The sequence below is a fragment of the Cellulomonas timonensis genome, assembly GCF_900046455.1.
In the GTDB taxonomy this organism is placed as follows: domain Bacteria; phylum Actinomycetota; class Actinomycetes; order Actinomycetales; family Cellulomonadaceae; genus Cellulomonas_A; species Cellulomonas_A timonensis.
Window position 1 is genome coordinate 948,944 of the sequence record NZ_FCOT01000013.1, and the last position, 24,406, is coordinate 973,349.

20 protein-coding genes are annotated in these 24,406 nt (G+C 72.1%); 11 read left to right on the top strand and 9 right to left on the bottom strand.

Annotated elements, in window-relative coordinates:
• Positions 1–14: 14 nt before the first annotated feature.
• Complete coding sequence (locus BN3788_RS17735; RefSeq protein WP_066589043.1) at positions 15–428, bottom strand: Rv2175c family DNA-binding protein; 414 nt, start codon at positions 426–428, stop codon at positions 15–17.
• A 164-nt stretch (positions 429–592) separates the two neighbouring features.
• On the opposite strand from BN3788_RS17735, the gene BN3788_RS17740 reads away from it, so the two are divergent.
• Positions 593–1,810, top strand: a complete 1,218-nt coding sequence (locus BN3788_RS17740; protein ID WP_066589046.1) for a LysM peptidoglycan-binding domain-containing protein — start codon at positions 593–595, stop codon at positions 1,808–1,810.
• A 48-nt stretch (positions 1,811–1,858) separates the two neighbouring features.
• The gene (gene pknB, locus BN3788_RS17745) at positions 1,859–3,820 is read left to right on the top strand and encodes a Stk1 family PASTA domain-containing Ser/Thr kinase (protein ID WP_066589055.1); all 1,962 of its coding nucleotides are present in this window, start codon (positions 1,859–1,861) and stop codon (positions 3,818–3,820) included.
• A gap of 87 nt (positions 3,821–3,907) precedes the next feature.
• Here pknB and BN3788_RS17750 read toward each other — a convergent pair whose 3' ends face one another.
• From BN3788_RS17750 to BN3788_RS17760, 3 genes are all read right to left on the bottom strand, one after another.
• The gene (locus tag BN3788_RS17750) at positions 3,908–5,260 is read right to left on the bottom strand and encodes a class II 3-deoxy-7-phosphoheptulonate synthase (RefSeq protein WP_066589058.1); all 1,353 of its coding nucleotides are present in this window, start codon (positions 5,258–5,260) and stop codon (positions 3,908–3,910) included.
• Positions 5,257–6,477, bottom strand: a complete 1,221-nt coding sequence (locus BN3788_RS17755) for a pyrophosphate--fructose-6-phosphate 1-phosphotransferase (RefSeq protein WP_066589061.1) — start codon at positions 6,475–6,477, stop codon at positions 5,257–5,259. The genes BN3788_RS17750 and BN3788_RS17755 overlap by 4 nt, the downstream gene beginning before the upstream one ends.
• A 114-nt stretch (positions 6,478–6,591) precedes the next feature.
• On the bottom strand, positions 6,592–7,392 hold the full coding sequence (locus BN3788_RS17760) for a lysophospholipid acyltransferase family protein (protein WP_234346712.1): 801 nt from the start codon (positions 7,390–7,392) through the stop codon (positions 6,592–6,594).
• Between the two features lie 75 nt (positions 7,393–7,467).
• On the opposite strand from BN3788_RS17760, the gene BN3788_RS17765 reads away from it, so the two are divergent.
• Positions 7,468–8,016 (top strand): hypothetical protein, encoded by a 549-nt coding sequence (locus tag BN3788_RS17765; protein ID WP_066589065.1) that lies wholly within the window; start codon positions 7,468–7,470, stop codon positions 8,014–8,016.
• Positions 8,017–8,071: 55 nt separating this feature from the next.
• Here the strand turns inward: BN3788_RS17765 and BN3788_RS17770 are convergent, their stop codons facing one another.
• Positions 8,072–9,016: an ROK family glucokinase gene (locus BN3788_RS17770; protein WP_066589067.1), complete on the bottom strand. Its 945-nt coding sequence runs from the start codon at positions 9,014–9,016 to the stop codon at positions 8,072–8,074.
• A gap of 241 nt (positions 9,017–9,257) precedes the next feature.
• On the opposite strand from BN3788_RS17770, the gene BN3788_RS17775 reads away from it, so the two are divergent.
• Positions 9,258–11,078, top strand: coding sequence for an AMP-dependent synthetase/ligase (locus tag BN3788_RS17775; RefSeq protein ID WP_066589070.1), 1,821 nt, complete (start codon positions 9,258–9,260; stop codon positions 11,076–11,078).
• A gap of 127 nt (positions 11,079–11,205) precedes the next feature.
• On the opposite strand, the gene BN3788_RS17780 is transcribed toward BN3788_RS17775, so the two are convergent.
• Positions 11,206–12,621: an NYN domain-containing protein gene (locus BN3788_RS17780; RefSeq protein WP_066589072.1), complete on the bottom strand. Its 1,416-nt coding sequence runs from the start codon at positions 12,619–12,621 to the stop codon at positions 11,206–11,208.
• A gap of 83 nt (positions 12,622–12,704) precedes the next feature.
• Here BN3788_RS17780 and BN3788_RS17785 point away from each other — a divergent pair, with 83 nt between their 5' ends.
• Both BN3788_RS17785 and BN3788_RS17790 read left to right on the top strand, forming a co-directional pair.
• Entirely contained in the window at positions 12,705–14,561 is a 1,857-nt protein-coding gene (locus BN3788_RS17785; RefSeq protein ID WP_066589073.1) for a DEDD exonuclease domain-containing protein, read from the top strand.
• Positions 14,562–14,568: 7 nt separating this feature from the next.
• On the top strand, positions 14,569–14,850 hold the full coding sequence (locus BN3788_RS17790) for an Lrp/AsnC family transcriptional regulator (RefSeq protein WP_066589722.1): 282 nt from the start codon (positions 14,569–14,571) through the stop codon (positions 14,848–14,850).
• Between the two features lie 56 nt (positions 14,851–14,906).
• On the opposite strand, the gene trpD is transcribed toward BN3788_RS17790, so the two are convergent.
• Positions 14,907–15,959, bottom strand: a complete 1,053-nt coding sequence (trpD, locus tag BN3788_RS17795; RefSeq protein ID WP_066589076.1) for an anthranilate phosphoribosyltransferase — start codon at positions 15,957–15,959, stop codon at positions 14,907–14,909.
• Positions 15,956–16,393: a response regulator gene (locus BN3788_RS17800; protein WP_066589078.1), complete on the bottom strand. Its 438-nt coding sequence runs from the start codon at positions 16,391–16,393 to the stop codon at positions 15,956–15,958. The genes trpD and BN3788_RS17800 overlap by 4 nt, the downstream gene beginning before the upstream one ends.
• A gap of 172 nt (positions 16,394–16,565) precedes the next feature.
• Here BN3788_RS17800 and ctaE point away from each other — a divergent pair, with 172 nt between their 5' ends.
• The 5 genes from ctaE to BN3788_RS17825 all read left to right on the top strand — a co-directional run bounded on the left by ctaE (position 16,566) and on the right by BN3788_RS17825 (position 21,570).
• Entirely contained in the window at positions 16,566–17,213 is a 648-nt protein-coding gene (gene ctaE / locus BN3788_RS17805; protein ID WP_082813038.1) for an aa3-type cytochrome oxidase subunit III, read from the top strand.
• Between the two features lie 67 nt (positions 17,214–17,280).
• Positions 17,281–18,066, top strand: coding sequence for a cytochrome bc1 complex diheme cytochrome c subunit (qcrC, locus tag BN3788_RS17810; RefSeq protein WP_066589082.1), 786 nt, complete (start codon positions 17,281–17,283; stop codon positions 18,064–18,066).
• Positions 18,063–19,103 (top strand): cytochrome bc1 complex Rieske iron-sulfur subunit, encoded by a 1,041-nt coding sequence (gene qcrA, locus BN3788_RS17815; protein WP_082813039.1) that lies wholly within the window; start codon positions 18,063–18,065, stop codon positions 19,101–19,103. The genes qcrC and qcrA overlap by 4 nt, the downstream gene beginning before the upstream one ends.
• Positions 19,100–20,815 carry a cytochrome bc1 complex cytochrome b subunit gene (gene qcrB / locus BN3788_RS17820; RefSeq protein WP_066589085.1) on the top strand — a complete coding sequence of 572 codons (1,716 nt, stop codon included), beginning with the start codon at positions 19,100–19,102 and terminating at the stop codon, positions 20,813–20,815. The genes qcrA and qcrB overlap by 4 nt, the downstream gene beginning before the upstream one ends.
• Before the next feature lie 128 nt (positions 20,816–20,943).
• Complete coding sequence (locus tag BN3788_RS17825; RefSeq protein WP_066589088.1) at positions 20,944–21,570, top strand: superoxide dismutase; 627 nt, start codon at positions 20,944–20,946, stop codon at positions 21,568–21,570.
• A 112-nt stretch (positions 21,571–21,682) separates the two neighbouring features.
• On the opposite strand, the gene BN3788_RS17830 is transcribed toward BN3788_RS17825, so the two are convergent.
• Positions 21,683–24,343, bottom strand: a complete 2,661-nt coding sequence (locus BN3788_RS17830; protein ID WP_066589091.1) for a helix-turn-helix domain-containing protein — start codon at positions 24,341–24,343, stop codon at positions 21,683–21,685.
• Positions 24,344–24,406: the final 63 nt, after the last annotated feature.

The window sequence follows — 24,406 nt, forward strand, 5'->3', positions numbered from 1 at the left end:
TCAGCGCGACGCGATCAGAGCAGCGCCTGGGCGACGCGGCGCCCCGCAGTCTTCCCGCCGCTGCGCAGGGCGTCGATGGGTCGAGCGGCCAGCGACTCGTCCTCGGTGAACAGCCACTGGATCATCTCGGCCTCGTTGAAGCCCGCGTCGCCCAGCACGGTGAACGTGCCCTGCAGTGACGCCAGCACCGTCCACGCGGCGCCGTCGTCGTCCGGGCGGGTCGGCGCGGAGGGGTTCGCCAGGTGGGCCGGCACGAGGAATGCCTCGGGGACGGACAGCACGCGCGGGTCCCCACGGCGCACCCCCGCCAGGCGGCCCTCCTGCAGCAGGCGGCGCACCTTGCCCACGTCGATGCCGAGTCGTTCTGCGACGTCGGGGACCGTGAGCCACGCGTCGACGATGTTGTCCAGGTTTGCACTGTCAGTCACGACGACAAGCGTACGCACCCGCGCGCGTCACCCGTTCGCCAGGAAACGACACGGGGCAATTGCGGCGCTGCGCTTTCACATCACCCGTGCCTCGGATACGTTCGCATTCTGTCACTTGAGTCACTCCGGCACCATCCATCACTTCAGCATCATGAGGTACGACGATGACGCAGTCCGCCACCGGTCAGCAGCGCGCACAGGCCGCCGCACCCTCCCAGGCCGAGCTGGGCCGCGCCCTGCGCCGGGGTACCAGCGCGGGAGCCACCCTCGCCCTCGCCGCCGTCGCCGCCGTGTCCTCGGCCGCGACAGCCCATGCGGATGAGGCGTACACCGTCCGCCAGGGCGACACCGTGAGCCACATCGCCGCGCGCAGCGGGGTGAGCGTGCAGGCGATCACGCGCGCCAACTCCCTCGCTGACGCCTCCCGGATCCGCGTGGGCCAGCAGCTGACCATCCCGTCGGCCAGCACGCCGGCCCCCGTGGCCAGCGCGCCCGCGCCAGCCGCTCCCGCCAGCACCACGCATGCCGTCGTCGCCGGGGACACCGTCTCCGGCATCGCCAAGCGCTACGGCACGACTGTCGCGGCCATCGTCAGCGCGAACAGCCTCGACTCCCGCGCGCTGATCCGCATCGGCCAGTCGCTCACGATCCCGGGCGCCGCAGCAGCCGCCCCGGCCGCGGCCGCCACCGCGACGGCGCCGGTCGCCCCCACATCGACAGCCACGCACACCGTCGTTGCCGGGGACACCGTCTCCAGCGTCGCCAAGCGCCACGGCACCACTGTCGCGGCCATCGTCAGCGCGAACAGCCTCGACTCCCGCGCGCTGATCCGCATCGGCCAGACCCTCGCCATCCCCGGGACCACGGCCACGAGCGCCCCGACCACCACCACCCAGCTCGTCGGCAACACCTTCGCGGGGCGCACGTACGCCGACGCGGTCGTCTCGGCCGCCAACGCCAACAAGGCCACGCTGCTGGCCGCCGGAGTCCCGTCGAAGGCGGAGATGCAGTCCAAGGTGGCCGCGACGGCGCGCGAGATGGGCGTGGACCCCGCCCTCGCCCTCGCCGTGGCGTTCCAGGAGTCCGGCTTCAACCACACCGCCGTGTCCCCCGCGAACGCGATCGGCACCATGCAGGTCATCCCCAGCTCGGGCGAGTGGGCCGCGCAGCTCGTGGGCCGCCCGATCAACCTGCTCGACCCCAACGACAACGTCGTGGCCGGTGTCGCGATCCTGCGGGCGCTGGTCAAGAACGCGGACGACCTGCCGACGGCGATCGCCGGCTACTACCAGGGCGCCAGCTCGGTCAAGCGCAACGGCATGTACGCGGACACCCGTCGCTACGTCGCCAACATCCAGACGCACATGGCGCGGTTCCGCTGACGCCGCGCCTGCCGCTCCCCACCCTCACGCGACCGTAGACTTCCGGCCGTGGGTGCAACCGTCGCAGATCCGCTCGTGGGCCGCTTGGTCGACGGGCGTTACGAGGTCGTCTCCCGAATCGCCCGCGGGGGCATGGCCACGGTGTACCTGGCGATCGACCGCCGGCTCGACCGCGACGTCGCGCTGAAGGTCATGCACGCGCACCTCGCCGAGGGCGCGAGCGGAGCGGCCTTCATCGCGCGGTTCCGCCGCGAGGCGCGCGCGGCCGCCCGACTCACCCATCCCGGCCTCGTCGCGGTGCTCGACCAGGGCGTCGACGGCGACATGAGCTACCTGACGATGGAGCACGTCGACGGGTCCACCCTGCGGCGGCACCTCGAGGACCAGGGCTCGTTGAGCGTGGGCGCGGCGCTCCGGATGCTCGAGCAGGTGCTCGACGCCCTGGCGGCCGCGCACCGCACCGACCTGGTGCACCGGGACATCAAGCCCGAGAACGTCCTCATCGCCTCGGACTCGCGCGTCAAGGTCGCCGACTTCGGCCTCGCGCGCGCGGTCACCGAGGTCACGTCGACCACCACGGGCACGGTGCTCGGCACCGTCGCCTATCTCGCCCCCGAGCTCATCTCCCGGGGTGTGAGCGACACCCGCACCGACGTCTACGCCTGCGGGATCCTGCTCTACGAGATGCTCACCGGGCGCCAGCCGTTCACCGGCGAGACCCCGATCCAGGTCGCGTTCCAGCACGTCAACACCGATGTGCCCGCGCCATCCGAGCAGGTCGCCTGGCTGCCCGCCGAGGTCGACGAGCTGGTCACCGCACTGGCCGCGCGCGACCCGGACGACCGGCCCGTGCACGCCGCCGCGGCGCTCGCGCTCGTGCGGCGCACCCGCGAGAGCCTCGACGAGGCGACGCTCGACCGCCGGGCCGATGTGGCGCCAGCTCCCCCGGCCTCCCAGGACACCTACGCCGACACCGGCGACCTGCTAGGCGGCGGCGTCCCGTCGGACGACTCGATGACCGCCCGCATCGAGCCGATCCCCGCCGGCGGCACCGTCGCGCTGCCCATCGGGGCCGGCGTGCGTCCCGGCTCGGCGCCAGCACAGGATGCCCCCGGTCGCCGCCGCTGGCTCCGCTGGGGTGTGTCCGCAGCCGTGCTGGTCCTGCTCGCCACCGTCGGCGCCTGGTGGTACCTCGCTCTGGGCCCTGGCGCCTACACGACCGTGCCGAGGCTGATCGGCGCCACCGCGTCCGAGGCCGCTGAGATCCTCGACACCGCGGGGCTAGGCGCCGATCCCCGCGAGGCGTTCTCGGACGACGCCGCCCTCGGCGCCGTCTTCGAGACCTCCCCCGGCGAGGGCGAGAGGGTCCGCAAGGACGGGACGGTGTCGTTCACCGTCTCGCTCGGCCCTGACCTCGTGGTGGTTCCCGAAGGCCTCGTCGGCGCCATGCAGGCCGATGCCGCAGCCGCACTCGAGGGCGCGGACCTGGTCGCCGAGTACGTCGAGGGCGACCACTACTCCGACGACGCGCCCAGCGGCATGGTCCTGGACGCCTCGGCGGAGCCCGCGTCACAGGTCAACCGCGGCTCGTCGGTGCTGCTGACGATCTCGGACGGCCCCGCGCCGCTGAACTTCTTCCAGGTGGTCGGCCTCACCGCCGAGTCCGCCACCACGGAGCTCGAGGCCGCCGGCCTGCGCGTCGCCACGACGCCGGGGTTCTCCGACACCGTGGCGAAGGGGCGCGTCATCGCGCAGAGCCCTGAGGGTGGCGCAGCAGGGCATCGCGGGGACACCGTGACGCTGACGATCTCCGAGGGGCCCGAGCTCTTCGAGGTGCCCGACGTCTTCGGTCTGCAGTATGAGAAGGCCAAGGAGGCGCTCGAGGCCGCCGGGTTCAAGGTGGCCCGCGAGAACGTCCTGGGCGGCCTGTTCGGCACCGTGCGGGAGCAGAGCGTGGCGAAGGGCGAGAAGGCCCCCAAGGGGACGACGATCACCCTCAAGGTCGTGTGAGGGCGCTCAGCCCTGCGAAGCCCGTGAGTACGACGATGGCCGGCCCCCGTGCGGGGGCCGGCCATCGTCGTGTTCAGCGCACGCCGCTCAGGACCTGCGGAGCAGCTCCACGACCTGGAACGCCATCTCCAGCGACTGCTGGTGGTTGAGGCGCGGGTCCACGAGGGTCTCGTACCGCTTGGCGAGGCCCGCGTCGTCGATCTCCTCCGAGCCGCCCAGCACCTCGGTCACGTCATCGCCCGTGAGCTCGATGTGCAGCCCGCCGGGCACGGTGCCCAGCGCGCGGTGCACCTCGAAGAACCCGGCGACCTCGTCCATCACGTCGGAGAAGCGGCGCGTCTTGTACCCGCTCGCCGAGGTGATGCCGTTGCCGTGCATCGGGTCGCACACCCAGGTCACCGGGCGCCCGTCGGCCGCGACCTTCTCCACGATCGCCGGGAGCTTGTCGCGGATCTTGCCGGCGCCCATGCGCGTGATGAAGGTGATGCGGCCGGGCTCGGCGTTCGGGTTGAGCTTGTCGATCAGGGCGAGCGCGTCATCCCCGGTCGTGCTCGGGCCCAACTTGATGCCCAGCGGGTTCTGCACACGCGAGAAGTAGTCGACGTGCGCGCCGTCGAGCTGACGCGTCCGCTCCCCGATCCACAGGAAGTGGGCCGAGCAGTCGTACGGCAGCCCGTTGCGCGAGTCGATGCGCGTCAGCGGGCGCTCGTAGTCGAGCAGCAGCCCCTCATGGCTCGAGAAGAACTCCACGGTCCGCAGCGCGTCGAAGTCGGCGCCGCACGCCGCCATGAAGCGGATGGCCCGGTCGATCTCCGAGGCGATCTCCTCGTAGCGCGAGTACGCCGGGTTCGCCGTGAACCCGCGGTTCCACTCGTGCGCACGCAGCAGCGAGGCGAACCCGCCGGTGGTGAACGCCCGGATGAGGTTCAGCGTGGAGGCGGACGTGTGGTACGCCTCGAGCAGCCGCTGCGGGTCGGGCTGACGGGCCTCGGGGGTGAAGTCGAAGCCGTTGATGATGTCGCCGCGGAAGGCGGGCAGCGTCACGTCGCCACGCGTCTCGGAGTCCGAGCTGCGGGGCTTCGCGTACTGCCCGGCCATCCGGCCCATCTTGATGACCGGCAGGCTCGCGCCGTAGGTCAGCACGACGGCCATCTGCAAGATCGTCTTGATCTTGTTGCGGATGTTGTCGGCTGTGGCGGTGTCGAACGTCTCGGCGCAGTCCCCGCCCTGGAGCAGGAACGCCTCGCCGCGCCCCGCCGCCGCGAGGCGGGCGCGCAACGCGTCCGCCTCGCCGGCGAAGACCAGGGGCGGCAGCCCCGCGAGCCTCGTGGTGACGCGCTCGAGCTCGGCGGCATCCGGCCAGCTCGGCTGCTGCACGGGGTTCAGCGTGCGCCAGTGGTCGAGGCCGCGCAGGACCTCCGGGTCCGCCTCGAAGCTCATGAGTGGTCTGCCGGGACGAATTCCTGGCCGATCTCGGAGAGCATCGCCGTGAACCACGGCTGCTGGACGTCGAACGCCTTGCCACCGGCGATGCGCGGGAACGCGATGGCCTTGAGCCGGTCGCCGTCCTCCTCGTCATGGCCGATCACGCCGGCCTCGCCCTTGAGCGAGCACTCGACGGCCAGGTCCGTCATCGACTTGATGAGGCGCAGGTCCTCCGGGTTGGCCGCGGCGGCGCGCGAGTAGTACCCGGACTTCTGCACCATCGTCTTCTCGGCGCCGAGCTTCTCCGCGAACTGCTTGGCGAACCAGGCGCCCGGGTTGATCGTGTCGAGCTTGACGTGGCCGAACGGGTCGCGCGGCACCTCGGCGCCGGAGGCCTCGAGCTGCTCGACGATCTCGTGCATGCCGGCGCCCTCGGACAGGAAGATGTTGACGTTGCCGAGCTCGTCCATGACGCCGCGCAGACGCGCCGCCTCAGCGTCGATGTCGAGCTTCAGCTCGGGGACGAAGACGGCGTGGATGTCCCAGCGCTCACGCGACTCGCCGATGCTCGGCACCCACTCGCGCCCGTCGAGCCGCTTGCGGTACTCCGCGGCGGCGGCGGCCGTGAGCCAGCCGCAGTGGCGGCCCATGACCTCGTGCACGATGAGCATGCGCGGGCCCGAGCGGTGCTCGCCGATGATGTTCTCGGCGAACTTCGCGGTCTCCTCGGCGGCGGTCCACGCGCCCAGCGACTGGCGGATCGGGATCACGTCGTTGTCGATCGTCTTCGGCAGCCCGACGACGGTCAGGTGGTAGCCGTGCTCCTCCAGGTACGCGGCGAGGTCGGCCGCCGTGGTGTTCGTGTCGTCGCCACCGATGGTGTGCAACACGTCCACGCCGTCCTTCTGGAGCTGCTCGGCGGCGACCTGCAGCGGGTCCTGGCCCTCCTGGACCAGGCCGCGCTTGACGCAGTCGGCGGCGTTGGTGAGCTTGACCCGCGAGTTCCCGATCGGCGACCCGCCGAAGCCGTGCAGCAGGCCCGCGCGCGAGCGGGTCTCGTCGTCCACGACGATCGAGTTGCCCGTCAGCAGGCCGTGGTACCCGTACTGGTAGGCGATGATCTCGATCTCCGGCGCGATCTCGGTGTAGCGCTCGATGAGGCCACCGACGGCGGAGGACAGGCACGGGGCGAAGCCGCCTGCGGTCAGGAGCGCGACGCGACGAACCGACATGAGACACACCTCTCGTTGTTCAACACAGCTGGCCCCCTGATGTTCGGGCCTCGCTGCGGGCCTCTATCGGGCCCTTGGTCCGGAGGACCACCACCGTCCATGACGGTGACCAGGTCATCCTACTGACGTGCGGGGCTCATCCTCGGGCGGTCCCGGAACCTGGACGTCCGGCGCGGGGCGCCCGCCAGGTGCGGTGGGCAGGTGCTCGGCCGGGTCGGCGGCCACGGCGGGGTGCCCGGTGGCGATACGCGCCTTCTGGGTGGCCGCGTACACGTCGACGTACTCCTGGCCGGACAGGCTCATGATCGCGTACATGATCTCGTCGGTGACCGAGCGCAGGATGAACCGGTCGTCCTCCATGCCCGCGTAACGGCTGAAGTCCAGCGGCTTGCCGAAGACGACGCCGAGGCGCTGGGGACGCGGCACCCGGCGCCCGATGGGCTGCGCCTTGTCGGTGCCGATCATGATCACGGGGATGACCGGGGCCCCGGACTCGAGCGCGAGGCGCGCGACGCCGGTCTTGCCCCGGTAGAGCCGCCCGTCGGGGCTGCGCGTGCCCTCGGGGTAGATCCCGAACAGGTCGCCGTTGCGCAGCACCTGCAGGCCGGTGTTGAGCGCGGCCTCACTGGCCTTGCCGCCCCCGCGGTCGACGGGGATGGTGCCGACGCCCCGCATGAACCCCGCGGTGAGCCGGCCCTTGATGCCCGGGCCGGTGAAGTACTCGGACTTGCCGATGAACACGATCTTGCGGTCGAGCACGAGCGGCAGCACGAACGAGTCGATGACGGCGAGATGGTTGCCCGCGAGGATCGCGCCGCCCTCGGCGGGCACGTTCTCCGCCCCGCGCACCCACGGACGGAACACGAGGTGCAGCAGCGGGCCCACCAGCACCCGCTTCATCAACCAGTAGAACAACCTGCCACCTCTCGACCTTGGCGCCCGGGGACGTGCTGCGCCCGTTGCCCTCGTGTCCGACTCTAGAGTGCTCACATGGGACCTGGCCCCGACGAACCTGACGACTCCGCCGCCGAGAACGGCCCCGACACCCCTGCGGGCGACGCGGCGCCCGCCCCGACGGATGACGAGCGCTGGGCCGCCATCGTGGCGGACCTGGCGGACATCGACGAGCGGGGCGGAGCCGATCCCGCCGTAACGTACCCCGTCGCGCCCTGGGTCTCCGACCCGCGCGTGGTGCGCGCCGCCGGCCCGGAGCCCGCTGACGAGCTCGTGGGCGCCGGGCGCGACTGGGACGGCACGAGCCAGATCGACGCCGCGGAGGCCGCCGTCGACGCCGACGAGCACTTCGTCCCGCCCGACCCCGGGCCCGTCCTCGGCGGGGACCCGCTGCTCACCATGGCCTGGTTCGCGGCGGGTGGGATGCCCGTCTTCCTGCTCGTGGTGGTGCTCGCCTGGCCGCATCCGCCGGCTGCGCTCATCCAGGCCGCCGCGGTGGTGTTCGTGCTCGGCGTGGGCGCGCTGGTCTGGCGGATGCCGCACCGCCGGGACGACGCGGACGACGACACCGGCGCGGTGGTCTGAGCAGACCACACGCGGCCGACGCGCTGGGCGTGTCGGCCGCGTGTCGGCCCTGCTGTCAGACGCGCGAGAGGTCTGCGGCGCCGACGATCCCGGCGTCGTTGCCCATCGCGGCGAGCTCGATGCGCGCCTCGGGCCGGTAGCCGCGCCCCGAGAGCTGCTCGGAGAACGCGTGCCGCACCGGGCTGAGGAGCAGGTCGCCAGCTGCGCCGACCCCGCCGCCGATCACGATGAGGCCGGGGTCGATGAGCGCGGCGACCGACGCCGCGCCCTCCCCGATCCACCGGCCGAGGTTCGCGAGCAGCTCGATGGCGAGCTCGTCGCCGGCCTGCGCCGCCTCCGTGACATCAGGGCCCGTGAGGTCGCCGACCTTGCCGCCGACGCGCTCGAGCAGGCGCTCGGCGCGGTCCGGCTGGGTGATGAGGGCCGCCTGGGCGTCCCGGACCAGCGCGCTGCCCGAGGCGTACTGCTCCCAGCACCCCTCATGGCCGCAGCCGCAGTAGTGGCCGCCGGGGACGACGCGCATGTGGCCGACCTCGGCCGCGACGCCCCAGGCGCCCCGCACGAGCTTCCCGTCGGCGACGAGGGCGCCACCGAGGCCGGTTCCGACGGTCAGCATGAGCATGTCGTCGACGTCGCGGCCCACGCCGAACCGGAACTCGGCCCAGCCGGCGGCGTTCGCGTCGTTCTCCACGACGATGCGCACGTCGTCACCGATCAGCGCGCCCACCCGCTCGTCGAGCGGGTAGTTGCGCCAGGCCAGGTTCGGGGCGAAGAGCACGCCCGAACGGTCGGAGGAGACGAAGCCCGCGGCGGCCAGGCCGATCGAGCCGATCTCGTAGGAAGCAGAGAACTCGCCGTAGATCTCGGCGATCGCCTGGTCGATCGAGCCGGCGTCGTCGGGCTCGGTGACCCGGCGCGTCTTGGCCAGGATCGTGCCGTCCTCGTCGATCACCCCCGCGGCGATCTTGGTTCCGCCGATGTCCACACCGATGGCGTGCATGTCCGTCCCTGCTCCTGGAGGCCCCAGGTGATGCGGCTGTGAGTCGGGCGGGACTCGCGCCCCCGCCCTGGATGTGGCTTCACGCTAGCGTGCGCGCGTCGTCGAATGCGCCCGCGGGCCAGCAGAGCTCCGGCCCGGGGAGGCGGGCGCACATTAGCGGGTGGAAGATGTAACCGGGCGGTACCAAGGTCCCGGTAGTGTGCGATCCGTAGCATCGCGCCCAACTGCCACTGGAGTCAGCATGGACGAGTTCCACTCCCCCGCCCTCGTCGAGGTCGAACCCGACGAGAACATCAACAACCTGCTGGCGGCGCGCGTCGCCGCCTCGCCGGACGGTGTGATGATCGAGCGCAAACTCGACGCCGACGGCCCCGGCCCGTGGGTGCAGGTCACGGCGCGGCAGTTCGACGCGGACGTGATCGCGATCGCCAAGGGCCTGGTCGCGCACGGGATCGAGCCGGGCGACCGGGTCGGGATCATGTCGCGCACGCGCTATGAGTGGACGCTGCTGGACTGGGCGATGTGGGCGGTCGGCGCCGTCGTCGTCCCGGTCTATGAGACGTCCTCGGCGGAGCAGGTGATGTGGATCGCGACCGACGCGGACGTCTCATTCCTCGTCGTCGAGTCCGACCACCACGCCGCGACGGTCGCGGAGGTCCGCGCGGACCTGCCGAGCCTGCGCGAGGTCTTGGTGATCGACGACGGCGCCGTGGAGGCGCTGCGCAAGGCGGGCGCCGGCGTGGACGACGCCGAGATCGCGCGCCGACGCGGGCTGGCCTCGCTGGCGGATGTCGCCACGATCATCTACACGTCCGGCACCACCGGCCGTCCCAAGGGGGCCGAGCTCACGCACGGCAACTTCGTGGTCCTCACGCGGAACTCGGTCGAGGGCCTCGGCGAGGTCGTGCACACGCCCGGCGCCCGCACCCTGCTCTTCATGCCGCTCGCGCACGTCTTCGCGCGCTTCGTCGAGGTGCTGTGCGTGCCCGCGGGCTGCGTGCTCGCGCACACCCCCGACACCAAGAACCTGCTCCCGGACCTCGCGTCGTTCAAGCCCACGTTCATCCTCTCGGTGCCGCGCGTGTTCGAGAAGGTCTACAACTCCACCGAGCAGAAGGCCGCCGCCGGCGGCAAGCAGAAGATCTTCCTGTGGGCCGCAGCGACGTCGATCGCGTACTCCCGCGCGCTCGACACTCCGAAGGGCCCGAGCCTCGGGCTGCGGCTGCAGCACAAGGTCGCGGGCGTGCTCGTGTACTCGAAGCTGCGCACCGCCCTCGGCGGCCAAGTCGAGTGGGCCATCTCCGGCGGCGCGGCGCTCGGCGAGCGCCTGGGCCACTTCTACCGCGGCATCGGGCTCAAGGTGCTCGAGGGCTACGGCCTGACGGAGACCACCGCGCCGTCCACGGTGAACCGGCCCGGCGCCACCAAGATCGGCAGCGTCGGCATCCCCCTCCCGGGCACGTCCGTGCGGATAGCTCCTGACGGCGAGGTCGAGGTGAGGGGCCCGCACGTCTTCCTCGGCTACCACCACAACGAGGCCGCGACCGCCGAGGCGTTCAACGACGGCTGGTTCCGCACTGGCGACCTCGGGGCCCTGGACGACGACGGCTTCCTGCGGATCACCGGGCGCAAGAAGGAGATCATCGTCACCGCCGCGGGCAAGAACGTCGCCCCGGCCGTGCTCGAGGACCGCCTCCGCAGCCACCCGCTGATCAGCCAGGTGGTCGTGGTCGGCGACGCGCGGCCGTTCATCGGCGCGCTGGTGACCATCGACCCCGAGGGCCTGCCGGGCTGGCTGCTCGCGCACGGCCGCACCGAGATGACGGTCGCGGAGGCGTCGGTGGACCCCGAGGTCCTGGCGTCCATCCAGAAGGGCGTGGACCGGGCCAACCGGGCCGTCTCGCGTGCGGAGTCGATCCGCAAGTACCGCATCCTCGCCACGGACCTGACGATCGCGAATGGCTACCTCACGCCGAAGCTGAGCGTGCGCCGGGCGCAGGTCGTCAAGGACTTCTCCGGGGAGATCGACGCGCTGTACGACGGGGCGGTGGTCGGCGGCTAGCGACCGCCGCGCCGGCGCAGCCCGGCGCCGACCCCTGGCCAGGGCCTCGCGTCAGCATCGGCGCGAGGCCCTCGTCATGCCCGATCGGCTCATGCCGGCTCGGCGCCATGCGGGCGCGCTGGGCGCCTCAGAGCCGCGCGAGACGGGCCAGCAGCGTCTGGGACGGCACCGCCCATGCCCCAGCCGCTTGGACGTCCGAGGCGACCTCCTGGTCGCTGGTGACCACCACGACCACGCGGCCCGGCGGCTCGGCGCGCACGATCTGGCGGATCAAGTCGTCCGCGATCTCACCGACCGAGAACAGCACCCGCACGTTCCGCGGCGCCGCCGCGGCGCCCGTGTGGCCCGGCTGGCCGTCGAAGCAGCAGGTGACCTCCACGCCGGTCCGCGCCGCGATGTTCGCGAGCGCGTCGAGCAGCCGGCGGCGCTGCTCGGCGAGCGCGAGCTGCGGGTACGCCGCCTTCGACACGTTGTAGCCGTCGACCACCAGATGCGCGTGCGGCAGCCCCAGGAGGTCGTCGAGCAGCGCGGGATCGTGCACCTCGCGACCGCGTGAGGTCGGACGCCGCGCAGGCGCCTCCGCGCGCGAGGCGACGGTGTCCGCAGGACGCACCTCGACAGGCGGCAGCCCGAGCTCGTGCCGGAGCGCGGCCCCCGCGTCGACGACAGTGTCGAGCAGCAGCCGGGCGCGCGAGGTGGCGACGCCCTGCGCGAGGCGCGCCTCGCCGCGCATCGCCGCACGCTCGGCCTCCGCAGCCCGCCGGTCCGCCGCGGCGTCCGCGAGCTCGGCAGCCGCCTGGTCGCGCAGCGACTGGGCCTCGGCACGCGCCGCCTGCGCCTCGGCGAGCGCCTGCCGCGCCTCGCTGCGCGCCCGATCCGCGTCAGAGCGCAACCGGCGCTGCTCGCGCCGCAGCACCGCCGCCTCGTCCTGAGCAGCGGAGGCCTCGAGCCGCGCGGCGCCGAGGCTCGCGGACAGGCGGGCGGCCTCCTGCTCGGCGCGCTCCGCGCGGCGGGCCATCGCGTCGAGCGCGGTCTGGACGGGCTGGTCGGAAGGGTCGCCGTCAGCGGCGAGGCCGGCGGCCGCCTCGCGCACGAGCGCCTCCCATCCCTCGGGGCGCAGCAGCCACGCGCCGATCGCCACGTCAGCGGCGGCCGGCTCCGCGTGCGCTGTCGAGACGGCCTGCTCGCTGTCGGTCGCGGCAGTGGCGTCGGGCTCCGCAGTGGGACTGTCGGGCTCCGCAGTGGGACTGTCGGGCGACGTGGGCAGGCCGGCGGCGACCGCGTCGGCGAGCTCGGGCCGCGCGTGGCTCCACACCCGCGCGACGCGCCCACGGAACGCGTCGTCGTGCTGCAGGGCGTGCCACAACGGCGCCGCCCCCGCGGTGGCCCTCCGCCGCGGCGCGAACCTCTGGACCTGGCGCAGCGCGACCGGGACGTCCTTCGGCTCCATCTGGCCGAGCACCTCGGCGGCGGTGCGCACGAGCGCCGCCCGCACCGGTTCAGGCAGGTCAGCGCCCTGCTGGCCGGTCACGTCGTCGCTCATGCGCCCACCCTAGGCGCGCCTGTGCCCACCTGCGCCGCCCGGCGGGACGTGGCCTGTCAGTGCTGGCGGATACCGTGCGCAGCATGCCGCCCCTCCCGCCCGTTGGCCCGGCGCGCGCCGACTTCGCACTCCCCCGGCCGGGACGCCCGGTCCAGCTCGCGCTCGACGAGTTGGGCGTCCCCTTGTCGGAGGTCACGTTCGTGGTCGTCGACCTCGAGACCACGGGCGGCACACCGCAGAGCTCGGCCATCACGGAGATCGGCGCGGTCAAGGTCCGCGGCGGCGAGGTGCTCGGCGAGTTCCAGACCCTGGTGAACCCCGGCGGCCCGATCCCCGCGTTCATCTCGGTGCTGACGGGCATCACCACGGCGATGGTCGTGGAGGCTCCGCGGATCGAGGAAGTGCTGCCGAGCTTCCTGGAGTTCGCGCGCGGGGCGGTGCTCGTGGCCCACAACGCGCCCTTCGACATCGGGTTCCTCAAGGCGGCCGCTGCCGAGACCCACCACCCGTGGCCGGCGCCGCAGGTCGTCGACACGGTGCGGCTCGCGCGCGCGGTGGTGACTCGTGACGAGGCGCCCAACCACAAGCTCGGCACGCTGGCCGCCCTCTTCCACGCCACCGTCACCCCCGACCACCGCGCGTTGGCCGACGCCCGAGCCACCGTCGATGTGCTGCACGCCCTGCTCGGGCGGCTGGCGCCCCTCGGGGTGACCCATCTGGAGGACCTGGCGACGGCCGCAGATCCGGTGCCGCCCGCCGTCCGCCGCAAGCGCCACCTGGCCGACGGCCTCCCCGACGAGCCCGGCGTCTACATGTTCCGCGGCCCGGGCGACGAGGTGCTGTACGTCGGCACGTCGACCACCTCGCTGCGCGCCCGCGTGCGGACCTACTTCACCGCGTCGGAGAAGCGCCGCCGGATGGCCGAGATGGTCCAGATCGCGCACGCCGTCACACCCGTGGTCTGCGCGACGCCATTGGAGGCGCGGGTGCGCGAGCTGCGCCTCATCGCCGAGCACTCCCCGCGCTACAACCGGCGGTCGAGGTTCCCCGAGCGCATGCCGTGGGTGCGGCTGACCGCCGAGGCCTACCCCCGGCTCACCGTCGTGCGCGAGGTGCGCCCGGACGTGCCGCAGGCGACGCCGGCCAGCCACATCGGGCCCTTCCCCTCCCGAGCCGCCGCGCAGGCCGCCATCGACGCCCTGCACGAGTCGTTCCCGATCCGCCAGTGCGCGCGCCGCCTGCCCCGGGCTCCCGCCACGGGCGCCAGCTCATGCGCACTGGCGGGGATGGGCCGGGGCGGCGCTCCCTGCGGCGGCGGCCCGACGCCTGTGGGCTACGCCGCGGGCGTGGCCGGGGGGAGCGCGGCGGTGCTCGGCGACCCCGAGGCCGGGGTGCGGGCGCATGCCACGCGCATCGCGCACCTCGTGGCGCAGGAGCGCTTCGAGGAGGCGGCCGGGGTGCGCGATCAACTCACGACGTTCTTGCGGGGCGCCAGCCGAGCCCAGCAGTTCGCGCCCCTCGCGCGGTGCCCCGAGCTCGTCGCCGCCCGGCCCCGTGACACGGGCGGGTGGGAGATCGTGCTCGTGCGCCACGGGCGGCTCGCCGGGACGACCACCACCACCCGGGGCGCCGACCCCTGGCCGGCGATCCACGCGCTCCGGCTCACCGGCGAGCAGGTCCAGCCTCCGGTGCCGCCGGCGCCCGCGGCGCACCCCGAGGAGGCCGACCTGATACTCGGCTGGCTCGAGTCGCCCGGCGTGCGCCTGGTGCGGGTCGAGGCGGAGTGGGCATGCCCGGTGCGGGGCGCCCAGTCACTCGTGGACGAGCCCGCCACCGTCGCCGGGCTCGTCGCGAGCCTCGCCCGCGCGTCCGCGTCCTGCGACGACGCCGCCGAGGCGCCGGGCGAGGCGGCGCCCGTCGACGGCGCCGACGCGGCATGATGTGGACATGCTGACTGCGATCGTCCACATCGACACCGAGGCCGCTCGAATCCCGGAGGTCGCCGCGGCGATCGCCGAGGTGCCGGGGGTGAGCGAGGTCTACTCCGTCACCGGCGGCGTCGACCTCATCGCGGTCGTCCGGGTGCGCGAGCACGAGCAGCTCGCCGACGTCATCGCCGACCAGGTGAGCAAGGTCAAGGGCGTGCTGCGGACGCAGACGTTCATCGCGTTCCGCACGTACTCGCAGCACGACCTGTCGCAGGCCTTCGCCCTCGGCATCGAGGACTGATCACCGCCTGACGGCGGGTCCAGGCCGCTCCGCGAGCCGGACCCGCCGCCGCGGCGTCATCCCTGGGACGACGCGGCCCGCCAGCGCGTCAGCGCGTCGGCTGCCGCCCCGGTGTCGATCGACGCGGTCGCCAGCCCGATGGCCGCCGCGAACCGCTCGACGAGCGTGCCCTCCGCCACCCCGGGCAGGGTGCCGTCCGCGACCAGCGCCGCGGCGGCGTTCAGCAGCACTGTCTCGCGCGCCGGGACCTTGTCGCCGGCCAGGACCTCGCGGAACACTCCCGCGTTGAACGCCGAGTCCCCGCCCCGCAGGTCCTCGACCCGCACGGGCGTCAGGCCGAGGTCCGCCACGGCGTCGAGCGTGTGCTCGGACACCGCGCCGTCGCGCACCTCCCACACCTGGGACATGCCGGTGGGCGCCAGCTCGTCGAGGCCGTTCGGCCCCCGGAACACCAGCGCGCTGGTCCCCCGCCCGGCGAGCACGCCGGCGACGAGGCCGGCCATCCGCGCGTCGGTGACGCCGATCGCCGTGACCGCGGGACGCGCGGGGTTGGTGAGCGGGCCCAGGAAGTTGAACGCGGTGGCGATGCCGAGCTCACGGCGTGGGACCGCCGCATGCCGCATGGCCGGGTGGAACACCTGCGCGAACAAGAACGTGATGCCGACCTCGGCGGCCAGCTCCTGGACGCGGGCGACGGGCAGGTCCAGCCGGATGCCCAACTCCTCCAGGACGTCGGCGGTGCCGGTGGACGAGGAGGCGGCGCGGTTCCCGTGCTTGACCACCCGCAGCCCGGCGCCCGCGATCACGAGGGCCGCCATCGAGGAGATGTTCACCGTGTGCGCGCGGTCCCCGCCGGTGCCGACGATGTCGACGCAGCGGCCAGGCACCTCGATGAGCTGGGCGTGCGCCAGCATCGTGTCGGCCAGGGCCGTGAGCTCGTCGACCGTCTCGCCCTTGGCGCGCAACGCGACGAGGAAGCCGGCCACGCGGGCCGGGGACGCCTCGCCGCCCATGATCTCGCTCATCGCCCAGGAGGTCTGCTCGCGATCGAGGTCATGCCCGGCGACCAGGCTCGTGAGGAGGTCGGACCACGTCGCGGCGACACTCATCCGGCGACGGCCTGCTGATCGACGAGGCTCGCCACGGCGCGCTGGAGGTCCTCGGGGTCGAGGGGCCGGCTGAGCACCGCGTCGGCGTTCGACCAGGACGCGAGCCACGCGTCCTGCGGGCGCCCGGTCAGCAGCAGCACCGGCGGGCAGTTGTAGACCTCGTCCTTGAGCTGCCGCGAGACGCCCATGCCGCCCGTCTTGGCGGCCTCGCCGTCGAGCACGAGCAGGTCGTACCGGCCCGTGGACGCCTCGGAGATCACGGCGGCGGGGGATGCGACCTCAACCCACTCGATGTCGGGGGCGCCGCGCCCCAGACGGCGACCGACGGCCAGGAGGACCTCCTGGCGGGCGTCGACGTCGTCGCTGTAGAGGAGGATGCGAGGCGCGTGGCCCTGCTCCTCGCTGTGCGGTTCCAGCGGCTCGACCGTGCTCATGGTGCTTCCTCATTCGTCTCGACGTGCCTGCAGGGGCATCTTGGCATGTCCGACCGCGCTGACGCGCAGGCCACAAGCATCCGCGCCGAATGGGCTCGGAAACTGACGGTGTGACATTTAACGCGCGCCGCGCCTAGGTCTAACGGCCCATGCGGACGTGGTCTAGGCCATAATGGCGGACGTGTCGACTGCAACGGCTGCCCCCAGCACCTCAGCTCACCTGAGCGTCAACCGCCCGAATCCCGTTTCAGTCGGGACCATCGTGTGGCTCGCCAGCGAGCTCATGTTCTTCGCGGGCCTCTTCGCCATGTACTTCACGATCCGGGCAGCGGTGCCCGACGAGTGGGCGGTGCAGACCGAGCTGCTCTCGCTGCCGTACGCCCTGGCCAACACCACGATCCTGGTGCTCTCCTCGGTCACCTGCCAGATGGGCGTCTGGGCCGCCGAGCGCTTCCAGCCCGTGCGCACGGGCAGCCTGCTCCAGGTGAACCGCTGGGGAATGAACGAGTGGATGACGCTGACATTCGTCATGGGCTCGGTCTTCGTCGCGGGCCAGGTGCTCGAATACGCCGAGCTCGTCGAGCACGGGCTGACGATCTCCTCGAGCCCGTACGGCTCCGTCTTCTACCTCGCGACCGGCTTCCACGGCCTGCACGTGGTGGGCGGGCTGATCGCGTTCCTCTTCCTGCTCGGCCGCTCGTTCTCCGCGAAGCGGTTCGGCCACCACGAGGCGACGACGGCGATCGTCACCTCGTACTACTGGCACTTCGTCGACGTCGTGTGGATCGCGCTGTTCGCGGTCATCTACATGCTGCAGTGACCAGTGGCGCCTGGCGCCGCCCCCGCTTTGTGAACCCTGACCCACCGTTCGAGACGAGGAACGATCCGTGAAAGCACTTGCAGCCCGCAGGCACCACCGGCATGCGCCGGTCGTGCTGCTCCTGCTGGCGCTGCTGGCAACCGGCGCGCTGTACGCCGTGCTGGCGCCGACGTCGGCTGACGCAGCCGACTCGGCGGCCAGCGCGAACGACATCGAGGCCGGCGACAAGCTCTTCCAGGCCAACTGCGCCACGTGCCATGGCCCGACCGGCGAGGGGTCGGGCAGCGCCCCGTCCCTGATCGGCGTCGGCGCCGCGTCCGTCGACTTCCAGGTCGGCACCGGCCGGATGCCGATGGCGATCTCCGGCCCGCAGGCCGAGGCGAAGCCGGCTCAGTTCAACGCCGAGCAGACCGCGCAGCTCGCCGCCTACGTGGCCTCCCTGGGCGCCGGGCCCGGCATCCCGGTCGCCGAGCAGGTCGACCCGAGCAAGGGCGACGCCGCGAACGGCATGGCCCTGTTCCGCACCAACTGCGCCATGTGCCACAACGCGGTCGGCGCCGGCGGCGCCCTCTCCGAGGGCAAATACGCGCCGTCGCTGCTGGAGACCACCAACACGCACATCTACGAGGCCATGGCCACGGGCCCGCAGTCGATGCCCGTGTTCAGCGACGCGAACCTCACGTCCGAGGAGAAGCGCGACATCATCGCGTACATCGACGCGCAGCGTGAGCCCTCCCCCGGCGGCATCAACCTCGGCTCGCTCGGACCTGTCAGTGAAGGCCTGTGGGTGTGGGTCGTCGGAATGGGGCTGCTCATCGGCGCAGCCGTCTGGATCGGAGCCAAGTCCTCGTGAGCACGCAGCAGAACCCCGGCCACGGCGACGAGGTCGTGGCGCATGAGGGCTCCGCCCCTGTCACCCACTTCCAGAACCCCGGCCTCCCCCCGCACAAGCCGCGGCAGGGCGACCTTCACCCGTCGGCGGCCAAGCGCGCCGAGCGCCAGGTCGTCATCCTCTTCACCATCTCGATCATCGGCACCATCGGCGCTGTCGTCGCGTGGGCGCTGGTGCCTCCGGGCGACACGCCCTCCAGCATGCGGCTGTCGAACTTCCTCATCGGGTTCGGGCTGTTCCTCAGCCTGATGGGCATCGGCACGGCGGCCGTGCACTGGGCGAAGGCGCTCATGAACGACCACGAGAAGGTCGAGATGCGCCACCCGCAGCGCAGCTCGGACGAGAACCGCGCCGCAGCGGTCGAGGTGCTCAAGGAAGGCGCCGCCGACTCCGGCATCGGGCGCCGTGGCGTCCTCAAGGGCGCGGCCGTGACCTCGCTCGCGCTGTTCCCCCTCGCCATCGCCGTGCCGCTCATCGGCGACATCGGCGGCAACTGGGACGTCTCGCAGCTCAAGCACACGATCTGGCGCAAGGGCGTCAAGTTGACGACCGACCCCGCCGGGCGGCCCATCAAGGCGGCCGACGTGACCATCGGCTCGGTCTTCCACGTGATCCCCGAGAACCTCGAGGAGGTCCCGGCCGAGGACCGCCTCAACCAGAAGGCCAAGGCCGTGGTGCTCCTCGTGCGCCTCGACCCGAAGGACCTGAAGGAGTCCGAGGAGCGCAAGGGCTGGTCGTATGACGGCATCGTCGCGTACTCGAAGATCTGCACGCACGTCGGATGCCCCGTAGCGTTGTACGAGCAGCAGACGCACCATCTGCTGTGCCCGTGCCACCAGTCGACGTTCGACGTCGCCGACGGCGCCAAGGTCGTGTTCGGCCCCGCGAAGCGCGCGCTGCCCCAGCTTCCCATCGAGGTCGACGACGAGGGCTACCTGGTGGCGCAGTCCGACTTCCTCGAACCTGTCGGCCCGAGCTTCTGGGAGCGCCTCAAGTGAGCACCACCTCTCCGACCCGTGGAGCGCGGGCGGCCTCCGGCACGGCCGACTACCTCGACCAGCGGACCGGCGTCGGCACCGCGGTCAAGGAGTTCGCGCGGAAGATCTTCCCCGACCACTGGTCGTTCCTGCTCGGCGAGATCGCGCTCTACAGCTTCGTCGTGCTGCTGATCTCCGGCGTGTTCCTGACGATGTTCTTCGTCCCGAGCATGGGCGAGACGCACTATCACGGCCCGTGGGCGGCGATGGACGGCGTCGAGATGTCCCAGGCCTTCGCCTCGACGCTTCGGCTGTCCTTCGAGGTGCGCGGTGGGCTGCTCATGCGGCAGATCCACCACTGGGCGGCCTTGCTGTTCATGGCCTCGATCGTCACGCACATGATGCGCGTGTTCTTCACGGGCGCGTTCCGCAAGCCGCGCGAGGTCAACTGGGTGGTCGGCTTCGTGCTGATGATCCTGGGCCTGGCCGCCGGGTTCTCCGGCTACTCGCTGCCGGACGACGTGCTGTCCGGCAACGGCCTGCGCATCACCGACGGCGTCGTCAAGGCGATCCCGATCATCGGCAGCTACATGTCGTTCTTCCTCTTCGGGGGCGAGTTCCCGGGGACCGACATCATCCCGCGCCTGTTCACGGTGCACATCCTGCTGGTGCCAGGGCTGATCCTTGCCCTGATCGGGCTGCACCTCTTCTTCGTCGTGCTGCACAAGCACACGCAGTACCCCGGGCCGGGCCGCACCGACAAGAACGTGGTCGGCTACCCGCTGTTCCCGGTGTACACCGCGAAGGCCGGCGGCTTCTTCTTCATCGTCTTCGGCGTGATCGCCCTCATGGCGGCCACGATGACGATCAACCCCGTGTGGAACTACGGCCCCTACGACCCCTCACCGGTGTCCGCGGGAGCCCAGCCCGACTGGTACATGCTGTTCCTGGAAGGCGCCCTACGGCTCATGCCCGGGCAGACCGAGTACGTGATCGGCGGCTACACGCTGTCCCTCAACGTGCTCATCCCCGCCATGGTGGTGCCGGGCATCCTGTTCGTGGCTATTGCCGCCTATCCGTTCATCGAAGCGGCCGTCACCAAGGACAAGCGCGAGCACCACGTGCTCGACCGCCCGCGCAACGCCCCGTTCCGCACGGCCTTCGGCGTGGCCTTCCTGACGGCGTTCGTCGTGCTGGTGCTCGCCGGCTCGAACGACCTCATCGCGACCCAGTTCAAGATGTCGCTCAACGACATCACCTGGGCGTTCCGCGTGCTCCTGTTCGTCGGGCCCGCATTCGCCTTCTGGGTGACGAAGCGCATCTGCCTCAGCCTGCAGCGCAAGGACCGCGAGCTGGTGCTGCACGGGCACGAGACCGGACGCATCGTGCGCTTCGCGCACGGTGAGTACATCGAGGTGCACCGCCCGCTCGACGAGTACGAGCAGTGGCTGCTCGTCAGCTACGACTCCCCGCGCCCGCTCGAGATCGAGCCGGCCGAGGACTCGCGCGGCGTGCGCCGCAAGGGATACCGCCTCGACCGGTTCAAGCAGCGCGTGTCGCGGATCTTCTTCGAGGACCGCGTCGAGCCCGTCACGCCCGCCGAGCTCGCCGCCGCGCACTCGCACGGCGAGCACGACGCGCTCACCGGACCGGAGAGCGCGAACGCCCAGGTCACGTCCGAGGTCGGCTCCCGTCCGGCCGCTGAGACGGAGATCGACGGGCGGAATCACTGAGGCTGGTCCAGAGTTGTCCTGTCTGAGCGGGCGCACCCTGCCGGGGTGCGCCCGCTCGGCATATATCGACGGTTCACCCCCGACGTCTCGCAGCGCTGCTGCGACCTGAGGTAGGAGAGGCATCACGCATGGCTGACTACACACTCCCGGATCTGCCCTACGACTACGCGGACCTCGAGCCGCACATCTCCGGGCGCATCATGGAGCTGCACCACGACAAGCACCACGCCGCCTATGTCGCAGGGGCGAACACCGCGCTCCAGAAGCTCGCGGAGGCCCGCGACTCGGGCGACCTCTCCTCGGTGAACCTGCACGAGAAGAACCTGGCCTTCAACCTGGGTGGGCACGTCAACCACTCCGCGTTCTGGCTGAACCTCTCCCCGAACGGGGGCGACCGCCCCACCGGCGAGCTGGCCGCCGCCATCGACGAGTTCTTCGGCTCGTTCGACGCGTTCCAGAAGCACTTCGCGGCGAACGCGGCGGGCATCCAGGGCTCCGGCTGGTCGATCCTCGCGTGGGACTCGATCGGTGAGCGGCTCATCGTCGTGCAGCTCTACGACCAGCAGAGCAACATCGCCCTCGGCCTGGTCCCGATCGTGCTGCTCGACATGTGGGAGCACGCCTTCTACCTCGACTACGTCAACGTCAAGGCCGACTACATCAAGGCGTGGTGGAACATCGTCAACTGGGAGGACGCCGCGGCCCGGTTCGACCGCGCGCGGACCCAGACCGCTGGTCTGATCATCCCCCGCTGACCGAGCACGTCCGCGACGGGCGCCGGTGGCCACATGGCCGCCGGCGCCCTTTGTGCGTGCGCTGCGTGCGCTGCGTGCGCTGGGTCCGCGAAGTGCCCTGGGCGCGCTGGGATCAGCCCAGGTGCTGCGCGAGCTCGGCCCTGCTGTGCAGACCCAGCTTGGCGAAGACCCGCGCGAGGTGGCTGTCGACGGTGCGCACCGACAGGAAGAGCCGCTCGGCGATGACCTTGCTGCTCAGCCCCGCGGCGGCCAGGCCCGCGATCTCCCGCTCCCGTCGGGTCAGCTCGACCTTCTGGCTCGCGCTCGGGAGCCACAGTCCGACGTTGCCGAGCGCGGCAGCCCTCGCCAGCACGAGCGGCGCGTCCCCCGAGACCATCGCCTCGGCGTGGTCCAGCATCGCCAATGCGCGCTCACTGCCGATGCCCGCCGTGAGCTCACGAAGCCGCCCCAGGGCGCGCGCCGTGTCCGTGGTGCTCGAGCCCGGGAGCGCGCCGCGCTGACTGCGCGCGCGGATCGCGCGATGCAGGGACTCGGCCTCCACCCGGTGCATGCCTTGGCTGGCCGCCCAGGAGGCCAGTGCCACCGCCTGCGCCTCCAAGTCCGGGGCATGCGACCACGCGGCAGCGTCCAGCAGCACCAACCGGATCTCGGCCTGCATGGCACGGGCCCTGCGCAGCGGGGTGCGCCGGATGCGCTCGATGAGGTCCCGGGTCGCCGGGGCGTCGCCCACCGCGGCACTCGCCAGGGCCTCGTAGGCCAGGGTGAGGGCGGTGAGACTCCCGTCGTCGCGCAGTGGCGACCGCGCGTTCGCAGTGCGCAACTCGTTGCGGGCCACCGACCAGCGTCCATCCGCGGCCGCGACCATCCCCTCCGCCAGGTGGTCCAGGCAACGGTCCATGCGGAGCAGCCCAGCGCCGGACCTGATCTGGGCGAGGTGCTCGCGCGCGCTGGACAGCTCGCCCGCCCACACCGCCAGCAGGGTCCGCCAACCGAGCAGCTCGGCGCGGGCCCACGGGTACACGCGGCCGGCGGCGCCGACGACAGCCGCGTAGCGCATGTCGACTGCGCGCGCGACGGCGAACTGCCCCGCCTGCCCCAGGCCGAGCATCACGGGGGTGACGAGGGGGAAGCGGGCGACGTCTCCACTCTTGCCCGCCAACAGCATCTCGGTGGCAGGACTGAGCTGCTCCGTGAAGCGCCCGCCGTATCCGAGCATGACGAGCCGCTCGGCGGCCAGCTCCCTGCGCCCCTCCACTGCGGCGGGAACGCCCTCGAGGCGGGCCAGGTCTGCCGTGGCCACGTCGATGGCGGCCACCGCCGCGTCGACCGAGTCGGCGTAGACGAGCTCGAGGTTCGCGAGCCGGCGGGCCAGGTCCACCCGGTGCTCGGACCAGTCGCCGTCCTTCACCTCCGCGCGGGTGAGCTCGCGCAGCGCCGCCTCGAGGTCGACCCGGGCGAGATCCGCCACCCCCTGGAAGGCGAGGGCGCTCGACCGGGTGCGCAGCAGGCGGACACGATCCAGCGTCTCCATGTCGGTGACGGCGTCGAGGCCGACAGTGGTCAAGCGCACCACCGACTCATGCACACCGCCGTGCGCGGCGAGCTCAGCGGCTGCCCTCAGGCGGGACACCGCGACCCGCTCGCCGCACTCAAGCGACCAGGTGGCCCACTGGATGATCCCCTCACCCGCCAGGTCGGGGTCATAAGAGGTGCGCCCCAGCGCCCTGAGGTGCTCCTGGCGCTGCGGCCAGGGCACCAGCTCCCGCACTGCCGCCGCGGCGATCGGGGCGCGCCACCGCACGACCGGCACGAGGCGTCCCATGCCCTCGGCCTCGGGCACGAGCTCCAGCACCCCGTCGAGCAGCAGGCCGGCGACCGGATCGGAGGCGCCGAGCTCGCCGAGCACGTCGAGCCCGACGGCGCCCGCCAGTGCCGTGACCTCGAGGGCGCGTCGCTCCCGCGGGCCAACCTGCTCCAGCCCGCCATGCACGACGTCCAGCAGCCGGGGGCCGGGCTGCACGCTGCCGATCCACTGCCAGGCGCCACCGCTGGAGACCATGCGCCCGGCGTCGACCTCATGGGTCACGAGCTCGTGCACCAGGAACACCGAGCCGCGCGTGAGCTGCCACACGCGCATGACCAGATCGGCGGAGACCGGGCCGCCCAGCGTCTGGACCAGGTAGTCGGCGGTCTCGGTGCGATCGAACGGCTGCACGTCGACACGCTGGACGCAGCCGTCCTTCCACAGCTCCCGCCACGGCGAGAGCCGGGCTGTGGAGGGTCGCGCGGTGGCGACGAGTGTGATCGTCCGCTGCCGTGCCATCCAGGCGAGCATGCGCGATGTGGCGGTGTCCAGCAGGTGCAGGTCCTCGACTCTGACGACCGGGGCCGCCCGGCCGACGTCGGCGCGGGCCGTGAGCGCCTGGGCGATCTCACGGGCCGCCGCGGCGTCGTCGGCAGCGCCGGCGAGGTCGACGCCGAACAGGGTGGCGAGGGGCGCGAGGGCGGACTCGCCGACGGCCGGCGAGCCCTGGAGCACGAACGCGTCGCCTGGACGGCCGGACGAGACCAGGCCCTCGACTGCCTTCCGCGCGAGGAAGGTCGCGCCCATGCCGGGCGCGCTCACCAGGAGGACGCTGCGCCCCTGCCGGGCAGTCGCCTGGACCTGCTCGACCAGCTCGCCGCGCACCGCGCGCGACTCTGGCGCGGGCGTTGAGCGCTGCGTCGGGATGAGGGTTGTCCGCGGTGCCTGAACCGGGGCGCCGTAGACCATGTTCGAACTCCTTGGAACGTTGCGAAGACCAGTACTCCCCCATCGGAACCATCGGTGCTCCGA

Excerpts from the sequence above, each read along its gene's own strand:
- BN3788_RS17740 (WP_066589046.1), top strand. The coding sequence starts at position 593 with ATGACGCAGTCCGCCACCGGTCAGCAGCGCGCACAGGCCGCCGCACCC.
- BN3788_RS17750 (WP_066589058.1), bottom strand. The coding sequence starts at position 5,260 with ATGAGCTTCGAGGCGGACCCGGAGGTCCTGCGCGGCCTCGACCACTGG.
- BN3788_RS17755 (WP_066589061.1), bottom strand. The coding sequence starts at position 6,477 with ATGTCGGTTCGTCGCGTCGCGCTCCTGACCGCAGGCGGCTTCGCCCCG.
- BN3788_RS17765 (WP_066589065.1), top strand. The coding sequence starts at position 7,468 with ATGGGACCTGGCCCCGACGAACCTGACGACTCCGCCGCCGAGAACGGC.
- BN3788_RS17770 (WP_066589067.1), bottom strand. The coding sequence starts at position 9,016 with ATGCACGCCATCGGTGTGGACATCGGCGGAACCAAGATCGCCGCGGGG.
- BN3788_RS17775 (WP_066589070.1), top strand. The coding sequence starts at position 9,258 with ATGGACGAGTTCCACTCCCCCGCCCTCGTCGAGGTCGAACCCGACGAG.
- BN3788_RS17780 (WP_066589072.1), bottom strand. The coding sequence starts at position 12,621 with ATGAGCGACGACGTGACCGGCCAGCAGGGCGCTGACCTGCCTGAACCG.
- BN3788_RS17785 (WP_066589073.1), top strand. The coding sequence starts at position 12,705 with ATGCCGCCCCTCCCGCCCGTTGGCCCGGCGCGCGCCGACTTCGCACTC.
- BN3788_RS17790 (WP_066589722.1), top strand. The coding sequence starts at position 14,569 with ATGCTGACTGCGATCGTCCACATCGACACCGAGGCCGCTCGAATCCCG.
- trpD (WP_066589076.1), bottom strand. The coding sequence starts at position 15,959 with ATGAGTGTCGCCGCGACGTGGTCCGACCTCCTCACGAGCCTGGTCGCC.
- BN3788_RS17800 (WP_066589078.1), bottom strand. The coding sequence starts at position 16,393 with ATGAGCACGGTCGAGCCGCTGGAACCGCACAGCGAGGAGCAGGGCCAC.
- ctaE (WP_082813038.1), top strand. The coding sequence starts at position 16,566 with ATGGCGGACGTGTCGACTGCAACGGCTGCCCCCAGCACCTCAGCTCAC.
- BN3788_RS17825 (WP_066589088.1), top strand. The coding sequence starts at position 20,944 with ATGGCTGACTACACACTCCCGGATCTGCCCTACGACTACGCGGACCTC.
- BN3788_RS17830 (WP_066589091.1), bottom strand. The coding sequence starts at position 24,343 with ATGGTCTACGGCGCCCCGGTTCAGGCACCGCGGACAACCCTCATCCCG.